At 65.6% G+C, this 16,902-nt stretch carries 18 protein-coding genes and 1 tRNA gene; 5 read left to right on the forward strand and 14 right to left on the reverse strand.

The features are described from left to right. Nucleotides 1–36: 36 nt before the first annotated feature. The 14 genes from ACSBP4_RS10985 to ACSBP4_RS11050 form a co-directional block, all read right to left on the reverse strand. Nucleotides 37–1,563 (reverse strand): NADH-quinone oxidoreductase subunit N, encoded by a 1,527-nt coding sequence (locus tag ACSBP4_RS10985; protein WP_049964834.1) that lies wholly within the window; start codon nt 1,561–1,563, stop codon nt 37–39. Next, nucleotides 1,563–3,086 carry a complex I subunit 4 family protein gene (locus ACSBP4_RS10990; protein ID WP_435552225.1) on the reverse strand — a complete coding sequence of 508 codons (1,524 nt, stop codon included), beginning with the start codon at nt 3,084–3,086 and terminating at the stop codon, nt 1,563–1,565. Before ACSBP4_RS10990 ends, ACSBP4_RS10985 begins: the two co-directional genes overlap by 1 nt. Next, nucleotides 3,083–5,140 carry an NADH-quinone oxidoreductase subunit L gene (gene nuoL / locus ACSBP4_RS10995; RefSeq protein ID WP_049964832.1) on the reverse strand — a complete coding sequence of 686 codons (2,058 nt, stop codon included), beginning with the start codon at nt 5,138–5,140 and terminating at the stop codon, nt 3,083–3,085. Before nuoL ends, ACSBP4_RS10990 begins: the two co-directional genes overlap by 4 nt. Nucleotide 5,141: 1 nt before the next feature. Beyond that, nucleotides 5,142–5,447, reverse strand: a complete 306-nt coding sequence (nuoK, locus tag ACSBP4_RS11000) for an NADH-quinone oxidoreductase subunit NuoK (protein ID WP_006181260.1) — start codon at nt 5,445–5,447, stop codon at nt 5,142–5,144. Next, nucleotides 5,444–5,839, reverse strand: coding sequence for a hypothetical protein (locus tag ACSBP4_RS11005; RefSeq protein ID WP_049964831.1), 396 nt, complete (start codon nt 5,837–5,839; stop codon nt 5,444–5,446). The genes nuoK and ACSBP4_RS11005 overlap by 4 nt, the downstream gene beginning before the upstream one ends. After that, nucleotides 5,836–6,108: an NADH-quinone oxidoreductase subunit J gene (locus ACSBP4_RS11010; RefSeq protein ID WP_006650277.1), complete on the reverse strand. Its 273-nt coding sequence runs from the start codon at nt 6,106–6,108 to the stop codon at nt 5,836–5,838. The genes ACSBP4_RS11005 and ACSBP4_RS11010 overlap by 4 nt, the downstream gene beginning before the upstream one ends. A 41-nt stretch (nt 6,109–6,149) precedes the next feature. Beyond that, nucleotides 6,150–6,611: a NuoI/complex I 23 kDa subunit family protein gene (locus ACSBP4_RS11015; RefSeq protein WP_006181257.1), complete on the reverse strand. Its 462-nt coding sequence runs from the start codon at nt 6,609–6,611 to the stop codon at nt 6,150–6,152. Further along, nucleotides 6,608–7,705, reverse strand: coding sequence for a complex I subunit 1/NuoH family protein (locus tag ACSBP4_RS11020; protein WP_006650278.1), 1,098 nt, complete (start codon nt 7,703–7,705; stop codon nt 6,608–6,610). The genes ACSBP4_RS11015 and ACSBP4_RS11020 overlap by 4 nt, the downstream gene beginning before the upstream one ends. 1 nt (nt 7,706) lies before the next feature. Next, entirely contained in the window at nt 7,707–9,362 is a 1,656-nt protein-coding gene (locus tag ACSBP4_RS11025) for an NADH-quinone oxidoreductase subunit D (protein WP_049964830.1), read from the reverse strand. Beyond that, entirely contained in the window at nt 9,359–10,066 is a 708-nt protein-coding gene (locus ACSBP4_RS11030) for an NADH-quinone oxidoreductase subunit B (protein ID WP_006650280.1), read from the reverse strand. Before ACSBP4_RS11030 ends, ACSBP4_RS11025 begins: the two co-directional genes overlap by 4 nt. Next, entirely contained in the window at nt 10,063–10,470 is a 408-nt protein-coding gene (locus ACSBP4_RS11035; RefSeq protein WP_006650281.1) for an NADH-quinone oxidoreductase subunit A, read from the reverse strand. The genes ACSBP4_RS11030 and ACSBP4_RS11035 overlap by 4 nt, the downstream gene beginning before the upstream one ends. A 274-nt stretch (nt 10,471–10,744) precedes the next feature. Beyond that, on the reverse strand, nt 10,745–11,386 hold the full coding sequence (locus ACSBP4_RS11040; protein WP_049964829.1) for an AIR carboxylase family protein: 642 nt from the start codon (nt 11,384–11,386) through the stop codon (nt 10,745–10,747). A 52-nt stretch (nt 11,387–11,438) separates the two neighbouring features. Then, a complete protein-coding gene (locus tag ACSBP4_RS11045) occupies nt 11,439–11,750 on the reverse strand; it encodes a hypothetical protein (protein WP_006650283.1) in 312 nt (103 codons plus the stop codon). 102 nt (nt 11,751–11,852) lie between these two features. Continuing rightward, nucleotides 11,853–13,055: a 5-(carboxyamino)imidazole ribonucleotide synthase gene (locus tag ACSBP4_RS11050; RefSeq protein ID WP_435552226.1), complete on the reverse strand. Its 1,203-nt coding sequence runs from the start codon at nt 13,053–13,055 to the stop codon at nt 11,853–11,855. Nucleotides 13,056–13,210: 155 nt separating this feature from the next. Here ACSBP4_RS11050 and ACSBP4_RS11055 point away from each other — a divergent pair, with 155 nt between their 5' ends. The 5 genes from ACSBP4_RS11055 (at nt 13,211) to ACSBP4_RS11075 (ending at nt 16,749) form a co-directional block, all read left to right on the forward strand. Then, nucleotides 13,211–14,044, forward strand: a complete 834-nt coding sequence (locus ACSBP4_RS11055) for a DUF4097 family beta strand repeat-containing protein (RefSeq protein ID WP_435552227.1) — start codon at nt 13,211–13,213, stop codon at nt 14,042–14,044. Between the two features lie 100 nt (nt 14,045–14,144). Then, entirely contained in the window at nt 14,145–14,567 is a 423-nt protein-coding gene (ribH, locus tag ACSBP4_RS11060) for a 6,7-dimethyl-8-ribityllumazine synthase (protein ID WP_006650286.1), read from the forward strand. Continuing rightward, nucleotides 14,564–15,709, forward strand: coding sequence for a pyridoxal phosphate-dependent aminotransferase (locus ACSBP4_RS11065; protein WP_049964826.1), 1,146 nt, complete (start codon nt 14,564–14,566; stop codon nt 15,707–15,709). Before ribH ends, ACSBP4_RS11065 begins: the two co-directional genes overlap by 4 nt. Before the next feature lie 88 nt (nt 15,710–15,797). Then, complete coding sequence (locus tag ACSBP4_RS11070; protein ID WP_435552228.1) at nt 15,798–16,547, forward strand: HNH endonuclease; 750 nt, start codon at nt 15,798–15,800, stop codon at nt 16,545–16,547. A gap of 99 nt (nt 16,548–16,646) precedes the next feature. After that, a tRNA-Gln gene (locus tag ACSBP4_RS11075) sits at nt 16,647–16,749 on the forward strand. Nucleotides 16,750–16,902: the final 153 nt, after the last annotated feature.

Here is a 16,902-nt window from a genome sequence, read left to right on the forward strand (position 1 = left end):
TTGCGACCCCGGCGGGTAAAAGCTACCGGGTGCGGCTCAGCCGACGACCGTCGCGGCCGCCTCGGTCGCGACGTCGGCGATCGGACCGAAGGCCGCGAGGATGACCGCGGTCACGACGGCGGCGGCGACGATCGCCGCGTAGAGGCCGGTCGGTTTCGCGAGCGTGTCCCGCTCGCGGAGCGGCTCCTCGATCCACAGCGCCTTGACCAGCCGGGAGTAGTAGTACAGCGAGAGCGTGCTGTTGATCACGAGCGCCGCGGCGGCGGCGAGCAGCGCCGTGTTCTCGGTGGCTGCCTCGATCGTGTGGCTGAACAGGAGGTACTTGCTCCCGAACCCGCCGAAGGGCGGGATACCCGCGAGGCTGAACATGAAGACGGCCATCGCGGCGCAGGCGACCGGTGCCTGGGTCGCGAGCCCGTTGTAGTCCTCGAAGGTACGGCCGACGCCCCAGTATTCGGCCAGCCCCACGAACAGGAACGCGCCCGTGTTCATGAAGCCATAGACCAGCAGGTGGATCATCGCCGCGCCCATGACGAGGTCGCCGGAGGACGTCGAGAGCGCCGCCAGTCCGATCAGCACGTAGCCCGCGTGGCCGATCGAGGAGTAAGCGAGCATCCGCTTGACGTTCTCCTGGGTCGCCGCCGCGAAGTTGCCGAGCGTCATCGTGACGATCGCCAGGATGACGAACGCCCACGTCCAGTCGACGCCGATCACCGCCGTCGTCGCCTCGAGCGGGAACGCGGTCGTGAACACGCGGAAGGCGAGTACGAAGCCGGCGGCCTTCGAGGCCGAGGAGAGGAAGGCGGAGATCGGTGCGGGCGCGCCCTCGTAGGCCTCGGGGGCCCAGAAGTGGAAGGGCACGCTCGCGGTCTTGAACGCGATGCCGCCGATCAACATGAGGATGCCCAGTCCGAGCAGACCGCCCATTTCACCGGCCGCGTCGAGGTTCGCCGCGATCGCCTCGAGCTGCAAGGAGCCGGTCGCGCCGTAGACCAGGCTGACGCCGTAGACGAAGATCGCCGACGACAGCGCGCCGATCAGGAAGTACTTCAGGCCGGCTTCGACGCTGCCACGGTTGTCCTTCAAGATCGCAACCAGGGCGTACGACGGCAGGCTCGTCAGCTCGAGTGCGATGAAGACCGTCACGAGGCTGTTCGAGACGGCCATCATCGACATTCCGGTTGCCGCGAGGACCAGCAGCGAGTAGTACTCGGCCTGGTAGGTGTGGTCCTGCAGGTAGTCGTGGCTCGCGACCGCGACTAAGGCGGTGACGATCGCCACGACGATCATGAAGAACAGCGCTAGCTGGTCGACGACGAACTGGCCGTCCATGATGTCGATGACGCCGTAGTTCTCGATCCCCGTCGCACCGACGCCCGCGGCGGCGTACCAGACGGCGACGGCCAGCGAGGCCAACGCGCCGATAACGGTCGTCCCGGAGAGGACGGTTCGGTTCGTCGAGTGCGGGTTGATGCTGTCGAATACGAACAGCACGAGCGCCGTCGCGGCGAGTATCAGTGCCGGTGCGAGCGCCAGCCACTGGGGGAGGTCGATGACCGCCATCAGAGGTCACCTCCCTGGACGATCGGATCGATTGCGTCGGTTATCATGTCGAAGATCAGGTCGGGGGCCACGCCAAGCAGGACGACGAGTCCGAGCAACACGAGCAGCGACGCGACGTCGTGAACCGGGGCGCGGCCGACCTCATAGTCGGTTTCGAGTCGATACGGGCCGAAGACGGTCCGCTGGAGCGCAAACAGGAGATAGCCCGCGACGATGACGATGCCGAACATCGCCAGCGAGGTAAACAGCGCCGAGTACGACAGCAGCTCGGAGCCGAAGGAGCCGAAGAAGATGAAGTACTCGGCGGCGAAGCCGCTCATCAGCGGGAGTCCCATGTAGCCGAACGCGCCGGCGATCAGCACGCCGACCGCGATCGGCATCCGGTCTGCCAGCCCGGACATGTCGGTGACCATCCGGGTGTGGGTCGCGTTGTAGATGACCCCGACGGCCATGAACATCAGTCCGGAGATCAGCCCGTGGGAGATCATCTGGAAGGTCGCCCCGCCGACCCCGAACTGGGTGTACGCGACCAGCCCGAGGATGACATAGCCCATCGACGAGACCGACGAGTAGGCGACGATCCGCTTTAAGTCGGTCTGGGCCAGCGCCAGCATCGCGCCGTAGATGACGCTGATGACGGCGATCGCCGCGATCGGCACCGCGTAGGCCTCGACCTGGTCGGGGAACATCGTGAAGTTGAACCGCAACAGCGCGTAGGTCCCCATCTTCAGCAGGACGCCGGCCAGCAGGATCGAGGCCGGCGTCGGTGCCTCGACGTGGGCGTCGGGCAGCCACGTGTGGAACGGCACGATCGGCACCTTCACCGCGAAGCCGAGGAACAGGCCGATGAAGACGACCGACGCGAGGGTCGTTCCGCTGAGACCGAACAGGCCGTCGGGCCCGCCCTCGAGCATCGCGGTCGCGACCTCCGGCAGCGCGAAGGAGGTCACGTCGCCCAGTCCGAAGACCAGCGCGACGAAGGAGCCGAACATGACCAGCGACGCCACGTTCGTGTAGACGAAGAACTTGATCGCGGCGTACTTCCGGCGCGGGCCGCCCCAGATCCCGATCAGCAGGTACATCGGGATCAGGACCGCCTCCCAGAAGACGAACCAGAGGAAGAAGTCAAGCGCCGAGAAGACGCCGATCAGCATCGCCTCGATGAACAGGATCAGTCCGTAGAACTGCGACTGGCGTTCGTCGATCGGGGTCCACGAGCTGACGATCGCGAGCGTACAGAGGATCGTCGTCAGGACGACCAGCGGGAGGCTGATCCCGTCGAGGCCGACGAACCACGAGATCGAGTAGTCGCCGATCTCGAGCCAGGCCGCCTGTGATTCGAAGGCGAGTTCGCCGCCCCGGAGGGCGTTCCCGCTGCCGTCGAAGGTCCCGAACAGCCACAGCGATAGGGCCGCCGGCACGAGGCTGATCGCGAAGGCCAGCTTGCCGGCGATGCGATTCGGCGCGACGAACGTAACGAGCGCGCCGATCAGTGCGACCGCGATCAGTGCTTCGATCATCATGCGAACCACCCTCCGAGATAGCCGAGGACGAGCAGTAAGGCGATGAACCCGCCCACCAACAGCGCCGCGTAGTTAGTCACGATACCCGTCTGGATCCGTTTCACCCAGTCGCTGCCGAACAGGCTGATCTGTGAAGTGCCGTTGACCACGCCGTCGATGACGGTCTGGTCGAACCGGTCGGCTGCCCGCGCCAGCGGCAGGGTGAAGCCTTCGGCGAGCCAGACCTGATACTCGTCCTGGTAGTAGTTGCTTTTGAGGACGCTGTAGGCGCCGCCGAGTTTCGTCGTGTGGCGGTCCGGGTCGGGCACGTTGTACAGCGTGTGTGCCGTGAACGCGCCGGCAAGTGCGAGCCCAAGCGAGAGCCCAGCACTCAGCAGCATCGTCGTCGTCTCGGAGCCGATGTAGGATTCTTCGAAGGCCATCTCGGCGACCGTCTCGTGGTAGTGGTGGTAGGTCAGTCCCTCGACGTAGCCGTACTCGCCGTCGAGCCAGAACTCGAGGAACGTGATGTCGACCCCCGCGAGCTTCGCGATCGGGGCCATGTTCACGAGGCCAGCGACGGCGGCAAGGGTCCCGAGCGCGAGCAGCGGGACCTTGACCGCCCACCCAACCGGGTGGGGGTCCTCGGCGGTGTCGGACCGGGGTTCGCCGTGGAAGGTCAGGAAGACCATCCGGAACGTGTAGAAGCCGGTGAAGAACACGGCCACCAGTCCCATCGCGTAGGCCGCGAGGATGACTGGTTCGGAGAGGCCGACGGCCAGCGCGTCGAACAGTACCTCGTCTTTCGACCAGAAGCCGGAGAACGGGACGATCCCCGCGAGCGCGAGCGCGCCAGCGAGGAACGTGTAGTAGACGACGGGCGCTTTGTCTTTCAGGCCGCCCATCTCCCACATGTCCTGTTCGTGGTGCATCAGAATGATGACCGCACCAGCACCGAGGAACAGTAAGGCCTTGAAGAAGGCGTGGTTCATCAGGTGGAAGACGCCGGCGACGTAGCCGCCGACGCCCAGCCCGAGCATCATGTAGCCGTACTGGCTAATCGTCGAGTAGGCAAGCACCTGCTTGACGTCGTCTTTGACGACGGCCATCGTCGCCGCGAACAGGGCGGTGAAGCCGCCGACGAAGGCGATGATCGACAGCGCGGTCGGCGAGAGCGCGTAGTAGCCGAACATCCGGGCGACCAGGTAGACCCCGGCCGCGACCATCGTCGCCGCGTGGATGAGCGCGGAGACGGTGGTCGGACCCTCCATCGCGTCGGGCAGCCAGGTGTGGAAGGGGAACTGCGCGGACTTGCCCAGCACGCCGCCCAGTACGAGCAGCCCGGTGATCGTCACCCACGTCTGGGCGTCGAAGCCGAACAGCGTCGCGCCGTCCTCGATCGCCGTCTCGGCGGCCGTGACGAACGACCCCTCGCCGGCGAAGCCGACCGTGCCGAACGTCGCCGCGATGGCGACGACCCCGATCAGGAAGAAGTAGTCACCGAAGCGGGTGACCAGGAACGCCTTCTTCGCGGCCGAAGGGGCCGATTCCGTGCGGAACCAGAATCCGATCAGCAGGTACGAACAGAGGCCGACGAGTTCGAAGAACATGAACGCCATCAGCAGATTGTCCGCGAAGACGAACGCGAGCATGCTGAAGGTAAAGAGCCCGAGTTCGGCGTAGTACCGCCGCAGCCCGGCCTCCCCTTCGGCGTTCATGTAGCCGAGGCTGAAGACGTGGACGAGCAGGGCGACCAGCGAGACGATCACCAGCATGAGCGCCGAGAGCGGATCGATCAGGATCCCGAACGTAAAGGCGATCGTCTCCGCGCCGGTTTCGCTCGCCGCTGCGCCGGCCGTCCACTCGTACAGTTCCGTGTGATGTGCGTCGCCGCCCGCGACGGCCGCGGCCATCACCAGCGAGACGACGAGCGACCCGCCGGTCGCGATGATGCCCGGCAGCGCGCCCTTCTTCGGCAGTTGCCTGCCGAACAGGAGCGTGATCACGAACGCTACGAGCGGGAACACTGCGATCGCCGGTGCGAATCCGAACGGATCTGCTGCTATCGTGGCCATCTTACCACCTCATCGTCGTCGGTACCGTGACGTCGACGTCACGGAAGTTGCGATACAGCACCAGAATGATCCCGAGCCCGACGGCCACCTCGGCAGCGGCCAGCGCCATCGTAAACAGCGCGAACAGCTGGCCGGTGAGGTTGCCGTGATAGAACGCGAACGCGATCAGATTGATGTTGGCCGCGTTCAGCATCAACTCGACGGACATCAGGAACAACAGTGCGTTACGACGCGTCAGGACGCCGAAGAGACCGATACAGAACACCGCCATCGACAACAGCACGTAGTACTGTACGTCGACGGTCATCGGTCGTCACCTCCGGTCTCCGTGCCACCGTCGGCGACGGCCGGCTCCGGCGTCTCGCTCGAGGCCTCGTCCGCACTCGAGAGCGCGGCGACGGGTTCGCCCCCTTCCTCGCGTTTCGCGAGGACGAGCGAGGCGTCGAGCGCGGCATCGAGCGCGACGGCGACGAGCAAGACGGCGGCGAGGAACGGTTCGGTCCCGCCGACCGTTTGCAGTTCGTCGTAGCCAAAGAGTGCGTAGCCGAGTTCGGCCGTAACCGAGATCCCCTCGGGGAACCCTTCCATGCCGCCGAACGAGGCGTTGAGTGTAATCAACGCCATCACGGCGAACAGTCCGACGGCGAGTAGCCCCGGGACCAGCGTCTTTCCGAGTCGGAGTTTCGGGCCGGTCGTCATGCCTGTACCACCTCGTCCGTCTCGGTGTCGTCGCGCTGGGTCAGCATGACGGCGAACGTGATGAGGACGAGGACCCCGCCGACGTAGACGAGGACCTGCATCATGGCGACGAACTCGGCCGCCAGCATCACGTAGTGGACCGCCACGCTGAGCAGCGCCACGCCCAGCAGGAGCGCCGAATGCCACGGGTCCTGCATGAGCACGACACCCACCGCGCTGGCCAGCGTCACCCCGGCGAACAGCGCGAACGCGATCAGCTCGTAGTTCATGGTTGTGTTGATAGTGCCCGTTTACGGGACGGGCGGACCCGTTACTGGTAGTCGACCTCCCCCTCGCCTTCACCGACCCACGCGCCGCGATCAGGTTCGCGGGAGGCGAGCGGGTCGATGTCCTTGTACCACGGGACGGCCTTCAACTGCTCTTTGTTGTAGACGAAGTCGTGTTTCGTGTCCGCGGTGAACTCGAAGTTCTCCGTCAGGAGGATGGCGTCGACGGGGCAGACTTCCTCACAGAGCCGACAGTAGATACACTGTCCGATATGGAGGTTGTACTGTTCGCCCTGTCGCTGATCGTTCGTCACGATCTGAATCGTGTCGTTCGGGCAGACGTTCTCACACTGGCGACACCAGATACACCGCTCCTGACTGAACTTGTGTACGCCGCGAAAGCGCGGCGAGACGTCCGGTGCGGTCTCCGGGTACTCCACCGTGAATGTGGAGCCGTCCAGTGCGTGTTTCATCGTCGTTGCCATCGATTTGAGTATCCCGATCATGCTATCAGCCCCACGATTACCGCGGTCAAGACGAGATTGGCGAAGGCCAACACGAGCAGGCCCTTCCAGCCGATCTCGATCAGTTGGTCGATTCGAACCCGTGGCACCGCCGAGCGCAGCCACTGGGTCGCGAAGAACACCGCCCAGATCTTGATGATGAACCAGACGATGCCCGGCAGGACGGGGCCGGCCGGGCCGCCGAGGAAGATCGTCGCGATGATCGCCCCGCCGAGGAAGATGTGGAGGAACTCCCCGAGGTAGATCAGCACGAAGTAGACCGAGGAGTACTCGGTCTGGTAGCCGGCGACGATCTCGGTCGGTGCCTCCGGCGTGTCGAAGGGGTTGCGACCGACCTCCGCGAAGTTCGCCACCAGAAAGAGGACGAACGCGAAGGGGTTGATCAGCGCGTACCACGTCGGGATGTCGATCCCGGCGATCGTCACGAGCGTTTCGTGTTGCTCGGCGACGATCGTCCCCATCTGCAGCGACCCCGAAAAGATCACGACCGACATCCCGGTGATGACAAGCGGGATCTCGTAGGCGACGTTCTGTGCCACCGCCCGGAGCCCGCCGAGCATCGAGTACTTGTTCGCCGACGCGTAGCCGGCCATCACCAGGCCCAGACTCGCGATCCCCGAGACGGCGAAGACGTACGCCAGTCCGACTTCGGGGTCCGCGAGGTGGATCCCGTTGCCCATCGGGATCACAGCGAAGCCAAGCAGCGCCGACGACGCGACGACGATCGGCGCGAGGTCGTAGGCCGGGCGGTCGGCGTTCTCCGGGATGACCAGTTCCTTCGACAGGAGCCGGACGGCGTCGGCGACGATGATGAAGAGGCCGGCCGGCCCGAGCCGGTTGACCGCGATCCGGTCGGTGAATGCGGCGGTGATCTTTCGCTTCGCCCACGGCCCCGCGACGCCGGTCATCGCCAGCATCAGGTTCCCGATGAGGAAGGCTGCGAGGAAGGCCGCGAGCAACTCGCCGCCGAGCCCGAATCCGTCGAGGCCGGTCAGCTCGCCGATCCGTTCGGGGAGCAAGACCGTGTCCTGCAGCGGCAGCGCCGGCGTCGCGGTCGCTGTCTGTGTGCCGGGCATACTAGCGGTCCACCTCCCCGAGGACGATATCGAGGCTGCCAAGCGACGCGATCAGGTCCGGGATGTACTCGCCTTCGGACATCTCGGGCAGCGCCGAGAGGTTGTGGAAACACGGACTCCGGATCTTGAACCGGCCCGGCTTGTCGGTCCCGTCCGAGCGGATGTAGATCCCGAGTTCTCCCTTCGCGCCCTCGACGCTGCGATAGATTTCCGTGTCCGCGTCCGGCTTCAGCGTCCGCGGCACGTTACTCTGGACAGTGCGTTCGTCCTCCGGCCAGTCCTCGAGCAGGTCGAGACACTGCTCGATGATCTTCGCGGATTCCTCGACCTCCTGCATGCGAACGAGGACCCGAGAGTAGTTGTCACAGCCGTCCTCGGTGACGACGTCCCACTCGAGGTTGTCGTAGTAGCCGTAGGGGTCGTCTCGCCGGAGGTCGTAGTCGATGCCGGAGCCGCGGGCGACAGGGCCGGTACAGCCGTACTGTTTGGCCACTTCCGGTTCCAGGATTCCGGTGTCGTGGGTCCGGACCTGAAAGATCTCGTTGCCGGTCAGCAGGTCGTGGTACTCGTCGACCTTCGCGGGCAGTCCGTCGAGGAAGTCGCGGGTCTTTTCGATGAACTCCTCGCGGGGTTCGGGCAGGTCCCAGGCGACTCCGCCCAACCGGAAGTAGTTGAACATGAGCCGCTGGCCGGTCAGATCCTCGAGGATGTCCTGGACGACCTCGCGGTCGCGCATGCCGTACTGGAAGATGGCGGTAAAGTCGCCGTAGACGTCGAGTGCGAAGGTCGCGAGCGCGAGCATGTGCGAGGCGATCCGGCACAGCTCCGCGCCCATCGTCCGGATGACCTGTGCGTACTCCGGGACGTCGATGTCCGCGAGGTCCTCGGCCGTGCGCGCGTAGGCCCACTCGTTGAGGAGGCCGGCCGAGACGTAGTCCCAGCGGTCGGGGTAGGGCATGATCTGGTGCCGGTAGGTCCCCTGCTGGCACATCTGTTCCTCGCAGCGGTGCAGGTAGCCGATGTCGGGGTCGACGTCGACGACCGTCTCGCCGTCCAGGACCGTCTCGATGTGGAGGACCCCGTGGGTCGCCGGGTGGTGGGGACCGATGTTGAGAAACATCGTGTCCGACTCGTCGTCGTGGTGGTCCGGCTGGACCGGGTTGGCGTGTTCGCTCAGGGTCACCAACTGCGGCTTCTCCTGGTTGTAGTCCTCGGAGAGCGGATGGCCCTGCCAGGTCTCGGGCAGGAGGATCCGTCGCGGATCGGGGTGGCCCTCGTAGTCGATCCCGACGAGGTCGAAGGCCTCCCGCTCGTGCCAGTCGGCGGTCCGAAAGACCGGCTCGGCGCTCTGGCTGACCGGATCGTCGGTGGTCGTCGGGACGACGACCGACACCTCCTGGGTCGGGTCGGCGTACTTCCGGAGGTGGTAGATCGACTCGTACCGGTCGGCGTACTGCTGGGCCGTGAGGTTCGCGAGGTGGTCGAAGCCGGCCTCGTCACGCAGGTCCGAGAGGACCGATTGGACGTCGTCCGGCCGGACGACGAACCCCGGCGCGTTCAGGTGGTCGTCGCGCGCGAGCGCGCGATCACCGATCAGCGCCTCGAGGTCGTCCTCCGATACCTCGATCGCCGGGTCGCGCTCGAGTCCCGTACTCATGGCGAATCAGCCCAGTTGTAACGCATGACCAGATCCTCCTCGTCGATGTCGTCGGCGAGTTTCTGGACGAGTTCGTCCTGTGGCAGGTCGCCGAACTCCTCGAGTTCGTAGGGCTTGACCACGACGGGCGTGGACTCGCCGTTGCGGATCCGTTCCTGGAGCTTCGCGATGCCGTAGACGAGCGCCTCCGGCCGGGGCGGGCAGCCGGGGACGTGGATGTCGATGGGGATGATCTCCTCGGCGCCCTTGACGACGTTGTACCCCTCCTGGAAGGGGCCCCCGGAGATGGTACACGAGCCCATGCCGACGACGAACTTGGGTTCGGGCATCTGGTCGTAGACCCGCTTCATGCGGGGGCCGAACTTCGAGACGATCGTCCCGGGGACGATCATCACGTCGGCCTGTCGGGGCGAGGCCCGCGGCACGCCGGCCCCGAAGCGGTCCAGGTCGTGTTTGATCGCGTAGGTGTGCATCATCTCGATGCTGCAACACGCGATCCCGAACTGGAGCATGAACATGGAGTTGCCCCGCACCCAGTTCATGAACTTGTCGAACTTCGTGAGGATGAACGGCGTGGAGCCGAAGGCCTCCCGAAGCTTGGAGTTGAAGCGGTCGTCGGCACCCTCACCGATCCGCGAGTCGCGGGTGTCCGTCGACGGTGCGGTGCTGTCGTAGATCGACTGGCGTGGTTGGTCGCTGCTCATTGTCTGTCAGCCTTCAGTTGTTCGGCCGTCCGGGCCCACTGTACTGCGCCTGTGCGCCACGCCCACGCGAGTCCGACCAGCAGGATACCGACGAACAGCAGCATCGGTCCGAGCGCGCGGACGAGCGAGATTTCCGGCGACGCGAGGGCATCCTGGTAGGCAACCGCCCACGGGAACAACAGGACGGTCTCGATATCGAAGACGACGAACAGAAGCGCAACCATGTAGTACTGAATGTTGAACCGGATGCGCGTGCCGCCGGTCGGAATCTCGCCACTCTCGTAGGTGGCGCGTTTGCTCGTTTCGGGCACGGTGGGTCGCAGGAGAGACGATACCGACATCATCCCGAGCGGTATCAGTACCCCGACGAGTGCCAGCGCCCCGATGGCGATCCAATCATTCATCTCCGTAACGTTCGGGGCTTCAAACCGCACGCACATAAGGGTTGATTCTTCGTTTTTCGGGGAAACACGGGCCGAGACGCGACTTCAGCGAACGCGGAACCCTCGTAATTAATCACCTTATACTATATGTGTCCCTATGAATAGCGAACGAACCGGTAACAGGCTATTACTCACGGCCGAAAACGGCCGGTTTAACGGCGCTATGGCGGTAATATCTTCCTGCCGAATCCGTTCGGATGACCGAACGGTCACTGCCGTCGGCAGGCGACGGCGACTACTCCTCTCGATCCCGGAACGCCGGCGTCCCCCGGTCGTGGAGGTCTCGAGAGACGTCGCCGACGCCCGCCCGCAGGTCCTCGTGGTAGGCGACCAGCCGATCGCGGACCGCGTCGTGTTGCCGGGCGAGGATCTGGGCGGCCGAGAGCGCGGCGTTGAACGACTTGCCGGCGTCGACCGCGACCAACGGCGCGCCCGTCGGCATCCCGATGACGCTGTCGACGGACTTCTCCTGGACCGGAACGCCGATCACCGGCAGCGGGTACGCGATGGAGGCGGTCATGTTCGGGAGGTCCGCCGACTTCCCGCCGGCCCCGGCGATGATCACCTCGAGCCCGCGCTCCTCGGCCGTCTCGGCGTAAGCCGTCATTAAGTCCGGCGTCCGGTGGGCCGAGGTGACGTAGGTCTCGAAGGTAAACCGCTCGTCGGGTGGGCTCTCGAAGTCGGTCTGCTCGGCGAACCCGAGTTCCTCGACGAAGGCATCGTAGGCCCCTCGGCGCTTCCCGCCGGTCATCATCGTCTCGAGGTCGGAATCGCTGCCCATGACGATTCCCACGTCGGGCGTCTCCGCAGTCGGTCGATCCTGGGTCGCTTCCTCGTGTAGCCGGTCGATTAGGTCCTCGACTGCCGATGCGGTCATACGCCGGGGTTTCGTCCCAGCCGCAATGAAAGGAACGGCTTCGCGGTCCGTGTCAGCGCGACCCCTTACAGCCGCCGCGGAGCCGGCTACACTCGGAGCGACGCGTGCGAAGGCAGAGATCGGTCCCCTCGTACTCCTCGGCCAGGACGTCTTCGAGAAGGCTCAGTTCGCGCTGCCCGTAGCCGTCGTTTGCGATGAAGTACGGGACGAGCCGTTGCTCGGCGACCCGCCGGCCACACAGCCCGTCGGCTTTGAACGCCTGGACGACATCACGGAGGTCCGCTCTCGTCGGCTCGGGATCGAGGTCGATGCCCGATCCGCGGCCCTCCGAAAGCCGCTCGAAGACGCGTTCGCTATCTATCATGTCCACGCAATAACAGAGCGATCGGTAAAACGCTTTCTACGGTACGGCGCTCGAGACCGTCGTTTCGGGCGAACACGTTCGTAACGACTCCGCGTGGCGTCGCTATTCGAACGTGACGGACTCGCGGAGTGACACCGCCCGCTCCAGCAATTCGTTGACGCCCTCGTCGTCCCGTCCGGTCACCGTCACGTGTCCCATCTTCCGGAGCGGTCTGGCCTCCCGTTTCCCGTACCAGTGGAGGTTCGCACCGGGCGTCTCGAGGATCTCGTCGAGGTCGCTCAGTTGCGCGGACCGTTCCTCCTCTACGTCGCCGAGCAGGTTCGTCATCACGGTCGGCGAGCGCAGCGCGGTCGAGCCCAGCGGCCAGCCCAGCACGGCCCGGACGTGTTGTTCGAACTGTGAGGTCTGTGCGCCCTCGATCGTCCAGTGGCCGGAGTTGTGCGGGCGCGGGGCGATCTCGTTGAGCAGGACCTCGCCGTCCGAAGCTTCGAAAAATTCGATCCCGTAGACGCCGCGCCCGTCCATCACGTCGAGTACGTCGCGCGCGATCGCGTGGGCGCGTTCGGTGACGGCCTCGCTCGATCGAGCGGGGACGATCGTCTCCCGAAGGATCTCCGCCTCGTGGACGTTCTCGCCGATCGGGAACGTCGCGATTTCGTTGTCGTTGCGAGGTCCGTCCTCGCGGTTCGCCGAACTCCGTTCGGCGGCTCCCTTGACCGCGATGACCGAGATCTCGCGCTCGAAATCGACGAACGACTCGACCATCGCGGGGCCGGCGACCGACTCGAGGGCGGCCTCCGCATCTGACTTCGACTCGACGGGGACGTTCCCCCGGCCGTCGTAGCCACCGGTCCGGGCTTTGAGCATCACCGGCGCCCCGTAGTCGTCGATCGCCGCTCGGACGTCATCGGCGTCGGAGACCGCGCGGAACGGCGGGACCGGGACGCCCGTGGCCTCGAGTTCGCGTTTCTGGACGAGTTTGTCGTGGATCGTCTCGAGCGTCGCGGGGTCGGGGTGGACGGGGGTCCCCGTCTCCTCGCTGACGCGGTCGAGAACCTGCTGGTCGGCCAGTTCGATCTCGAACGTGAGGACATCGGCCCGCGTCGCGAGGTCGCGGATCGCCGCCTCGTCGTCGAACGCGGCGACGATCTGCTCGCGGGCCACGGGTGCCGCCGGACAGTCCGGCGTCGGATCGAGGACGATCACCTCGACGCCCAGCGGCGCGGCCGCCTCGGCGAGCATTCGTCCGAGCTGTCCGCCACCGACCACGCCGACCGTCGGGCCCGGCGTTCGGAGCGTCGTCATTACGCCCCGGTTCTCGTCGCCCGCGCTTAAGAATTCTCAAACGCCCCCGCTCGCAGCGTCCGGGGCCCGGTCTCCTATAAAAACTCCCGGGGAGACCACCCCGGTCGGAAGCCCGAGGGGAGTATATATAGAGCTGGCAACGCACAGACACGGGCATGCAACGACGAGTCTCCCGACGCCGGCTACTCGCCGGGGGCGGCCTCGGCGCGCTCGCGTCGCTGGCGGGCTGTCTCGCGACCGGGCGAGGGGAAACGGAAACCGTCACCGAAACGTTCGACACCGAGGGGATACGCGAGGTGTCGCTCGACACCGAGAACGGCTCGGTCACCGTCGAGGGAGCCACGAACGACGCGACCGCGCTCGAGGTCCGCGGCCACAAGGCCGCCCCCACCGAGGGGACCCTCGAGTCGCTGACCCTCGAGAGCGAGCGCAGCGACGACCGGCTCACGGTCGAGACCGTCAGCGAGGACGTCCCGTTCCTGATCGGTCCCGATCCGAAATTCGACCTCGAGGCGACGGTGCCGGCCGAGGTGGGCGTGATCCGAGGCGAGACGACCAACGGCGACGTCACCGTCCGGGACGCGACCGGCGAGGTGGTCGCTGAGACGACCAACGGCGATATCGACATCGAAGGGGTCGACGGTGATCTGACCAGCCAAAACACCAACGGTTCGATAACGGTCTCCGAGGTCAGCGGCGACGTTCTGGCGGAGACGACGAACGGCGACATCGACGTAACCCTCGCAGCGGACGGCGGGGACTTGACCGCCGAGACCACCAACGATTCGATCACCGTCCGTACCCCGCCGTCGATCGACGCGACCGTCACCGCATCGGCGACGAACGGTGAAGTGTCGTTCGAGGGGTTCGACGGCGTGACGGCCGACGACGGGGACGACGCGACGGTAACGCTCGGCGACGGCAGCCGGCGGCTCCGTCTCGAGACGACCAACGGCTCCGTGACGGTGCAACGCGAGGCCGACGACTAGTCACGCAGCCGCCGTCGCGGCGGCTCCGTTCGCCATTGGGCGGCCCCGTCGACCGCCGGAGAACGGTACCTCTTTTACCCGCCCTCCCTACCGCTCGCGTATGATCACGCTCGGACTGGTGGTCGCGCAGTTCAACCGCCCGATCACCGAGCAGATGGAGCAGGAGGCCCTCGAAGCGGCCACCGCCGCTGGTGCCGAGGTGTACGAGACGGTCCAGGTCCCCGGCGCGTACGACGCGCCGCTTGCAGCCGACCGGCTCGCGCGCCGTGACGCCGTCGACGCCGTCGCCGTCGTCGGGACCGTCATCACCGGTGACACGGACCACGATCAGGTAATCACCGACGCCACCGCCCAGCGACTCTCCGACGTGAGTCTCGAGCGTGACACGCCCGTGACCCTCGGCGTGACCGGGCCAGGAATGTCCGCCGCGGAGGCCCGCGAACGCGTCGAGAACGCGGCCACAGCCGTCGAGGGGGCGCTCGATCTCGTCGACGAACTACCGGCTTCCGATTCCCAACAATGACGATGGAATTCACCGACCGCGTATCCCGAGTCGAACCGTCCGCAACGCTTGCCATCTCCGCACTCGCGACCGAACTCGAGAACGAGGGCGCAGACGTCGTCGACCTCTCGGTCGGCGAACCCGACTTCCCCACGCCCGAGAACATCGTCGAGGCGGGGAAGGCGGCGATGGACGCCGGCCACACCGGCTACACCACCTCCGCCGGCATCCTCGAACTGCGCGAAGCGATCGCCGACAAGCTGGCCGCCGACGGCCTCGAACACACGACCGACGAGATCATCGTCACGCCCGGCGCGAAGCAGGCGCTGTACGAGATCGTCCAGGCCCTCGTCGAGGACGGCGACGAGGTCGTCCTGTTAGACCCCGCGTGGGTTTCCTACGAGGCCATGGTCAAGATGGCCGGCGGCGACCTCACCCGCGTCGACCTCGCCGAAACCGACTTCCAGCTCGAGCCCGCCCTCGACGATCTCGCGGCCGCCGTCTCCGACGAGACCGAACTGCTCGTCGTCAACTCCCCCTCGAACCCCACCGGCGCGGTCTACTCCGACGCCGCGCTCGAGGGCGTTCGCGATCTCGCCGTCGAACACGATATCACCGTCATCTCCGACGAGATCTACAAGGAGATCACCTACGGCGTCGAACCGACGAGCCTCGGCACCCTCGAGGGGATGGCCGACCGCACAGTCACCGTCAACGGCTTCTCGAAAGCCTACTCGATGACCGGCTGGCGGCTCGGCTACTTCGCCGGCCCCGAGGAGCTGATCGACCAGGCCGGCAAGCTCCACAGCCATTCGGTCTCCTCGGCCGTGAACTTCGTCCAGCACGCCGGCCTCGAGGCCCTCGAGACCGAGGAGCCGGTCGCCGAGATGGTCGATGCCTTCGAGGACCGGCGCGATCTCGTCATCGACCTGCTCGACGACCACGGCGTCGACGTCGCCGAACCCGAGGGGGCGTTCTACATGATGCTGCCGGTCGACGAGGACGATCAAGCGTGGTGCGAGGGCGCGATCGAGGACGCCCACGTCGCTACGGTCCCCGGCAGCGCCTTCGGCACCCCCGGCTACGCGCGGATTTCCTACGCCGCGAGCGAAGAACGGCTCGAGGAGGGTATCGAGCGGCTGGCCGAGGAAGGTTACCTGTAGCGCTTCTCGAGATCTCGATACGGCGACTCGTTTTCTGTCGATCGCCATCGGCCGCGGGTTTATATCCGAAGGCGCGGCCACGCCCCGTATGGACTGTCCGACGTGTGGGAAGTCCCTGGCGACCGAACAGGGGATGCGCCAGCACCACACGAAGGTACACGGCGACCCGCTTCCGAATCGGACGTGCAGCGGCTGCGGGCTCGCGTTCTACGATCCGAAAGCACGTCGTGAGTACTGCGACGACTGCGATCCGAACGCCGGCGAACACAACGGGAACTGGCGCGACGCGACGGAACTGACCGACTGCACGCGCTGTGGGTCGACGTTCGAATACTATCCGTCCGACAAACCGGGCGTCTACTGTTCGGACTGCGTCGAAGCTGCTGAGGGGCTGCTCCCGGACAATCCGTCGATAAAAGCGGAGCGAGTAACAGTCGGTTGTCAGTCGTGTGGCGACGACCTCGAGGTGCGGCCGGCACGGATCGACGAGCAGGAACGGGGGTTCTTCTGTACGCTCGCGTGCTACGGCGACTGGCTATCAGCGAACGTCGTCGGCCCGGACCACCACCAGTGGGAGGGCGGGCCGATCGAATACGGCCGGTCGTGGTGGCAGGTTCGACGGCAGGCGCTCGAACGAGACGATTACGAGTGCCAACACTGTGGCGTTGAGGCGGCGGAACTCGACCGAAACCCGGACGTGCATCACCTCGAGCCCGTTCGGTCGTTCGAGGACCCCGAGGACGCACACGTACTGGAAAACGTGGTGACGCTCTGTCGGAGCTGTCACCGACGCGCCGAGGAAGGTCAAATAGCCGTTTCGTCCGCCGGCGAAAAGTAACACTATTGTGCGGCGGTTTCGTATGCGGAAGTGAAGTCCCGTGGTGGTGAGCAAATCCGATGAATTTGCGAACGACACGGGACGACGAGTGAAACGAAGAGTCCCGTGGTGTAGTGGCCAATCATATGGGCCTTTGGACGTGTTCGGTTCGTTCCGTCACGGAAGCAAGCCCATGACGGCGGTTCGAATCCGCCCGGGACTACTTTTGCGCCGACCAAACTCGTGAGACGTGAGTATCCCGGCGGTTCGAACCCGTTCTGAGATCTCCGGTAGAGTGAGGATAAACAACTGAACGCCGGGGTCGGCTATCTTGATTCAGCGAGAGAATCCCGCCCTTCCCGTGAGTGACGAGTGT

Origin of the sequence: Natrinema sp. CGMCC1.2065, assembly GCF_051225675.1 — an archaeon.
GTDB classification, from domain to species: domain Archaea; phylum Halobacteriota; class Halobacteria; order Halobacteriales; family Natrialbaceae; genus Natrinema; species Natrinema thermotolerans.

What these genes read in the sequence shown, in the direction of transcription:
- ACSBP4_RS10985 (WP_049964834.1), bottom strand. Translation starts at nt 1,563, where the DNA reads ATGGCGGTCATCGACCTCCCCCAGTGGCTGGCGCTCGCACCGGCACTG.
- ACSBP4_RS10990 (WP_435552225.1), bottom strand. Translation starts at nt 3,086, where the DNA reads ATGATGATCGAAGCACTGATCGCGGTCGCACTGATCGGCGCGCTCGTT.
- nuoL (WP_049964832.1), bottom strand. Translation starts at nt 5,140, where the DNA reads ATGGCCACGATAGCAGCAGATCCGTTCGGATTCGCACCGGCGATCGCA.
- nuoK (WP_006181260.1), bottom strand. Translation starts at nt 5,447, where the DNA reads ATGACCGTCGACGTACAGTACTACGTGCTGTTGTCGATGGCGGTGTTC.
- ACSBP4_RS11005 (WP_049964831.1), bottom strand. Translation starts at nt 5,839, where the DNA reads ATGACGACCGGCCCGAAACTCCGACTCGGAAAGACGCTGGTCCCGGGG.
- ACSBP4_RS11010 (WP_006650277.1), bottom strand. Translation starts at nt 6,108, where the DNA reads ATGAACTACGAGCTGATCGCGTTCGCGCTGTTCGCCGGGGTGACGCTG.
- ACSBP4_RS11015 (WP_006181257.1), bottom strand. Translation starts at nt 6,611, where the DNA reads ATGATCGGGATACTCAAATCGATGGCAACGACGATGAAACACGCACTG.
- ACSBP4_RS11020 (WP_006650278.1), bottom strand. Translation starts at nt 7,705, where the DNA reads ATGCCCGGCACACAGACAGCGACCGCGACGCCGGCGCTGCCGCTGCAG.
- ACSBP4_RS11025 (WP_049964830.1), bottom strand. Translation starts at nt 9,362, where the DNA reads ATGAGTACGGGACTCGAGCGCGACCCGGCGATCGAGGTATCGGAGGAC.
- ACSBP4_RS11030 (WP_006650280.1), bottom strand. Translation starts at nt 10,066, where the DNA reads ATGAGCAGCGACCAACCACGCCAGTCGATCTACGACAGCACCGCACCG.
- ACSBP4_RS11035 (WP_006650281.1), bottom strand. Translation starts at nt 10,470, where the DNA reads ATGAATGATTGGATCGCCATCGGGGCGCTGGCACTCGTCGGGGTACTG.
- ACSBP4_RS11040 (WP_049964829.1), bottom strand. Translation starts at nt 11,386, where the DNA reads ATGACCGCATCGGCAGTCGAGGACCTAATCGACCGGCTACACGAGGAA.
- ACSBP4_RS11045 (WP_006650283.1), bottom strand. Translation starts at nt 11,750, where the DNA reads ATGATAGATAGCGAACGCGTCTTCGAGCGGCTTTCGGAGGGCCGCGGA.
- ACSBP4_RS11050 (WP_435552226.1), bottom strand. Translation starts at nt 13,055, where the DNA reads ATGACGACGCTCCGAACGCCGGGCCCGACGGTCGGCGTGGTCGGTGGC.
- ACSBP4_RS11055 (WP_435552227.1), top strand. Translation starts at nt 13,211, where the DNA reads ATGCAACGACGAGTCTCCCGACGCCGGCTACTCGCCGGGGGCGGCCTC.
- ribH (WP_006650286.1), top strand. Translation starts at nt 14,145, where the DNA reads ATGATCACGCTCGGACTGGTGGTCGCGCAGTTCAACCGCCCGATCACC.
- ACSBP4_RS11065 (WP_049964826.1), top strand. Translation starts at nt 14,564, where the DNA reads ATGACGATGGAATTCACCGACCGCGTATCCCGAGTCGAACCGTCCGCA.
- ACSBP4_RS11070 (WP_435552228.1), top strand. Translation starts at nt 15,798, where the DNA reads ATGGACTGTCCGACGTGTGGGAAGTCCCTGGCGACCGAACAGGGGATG.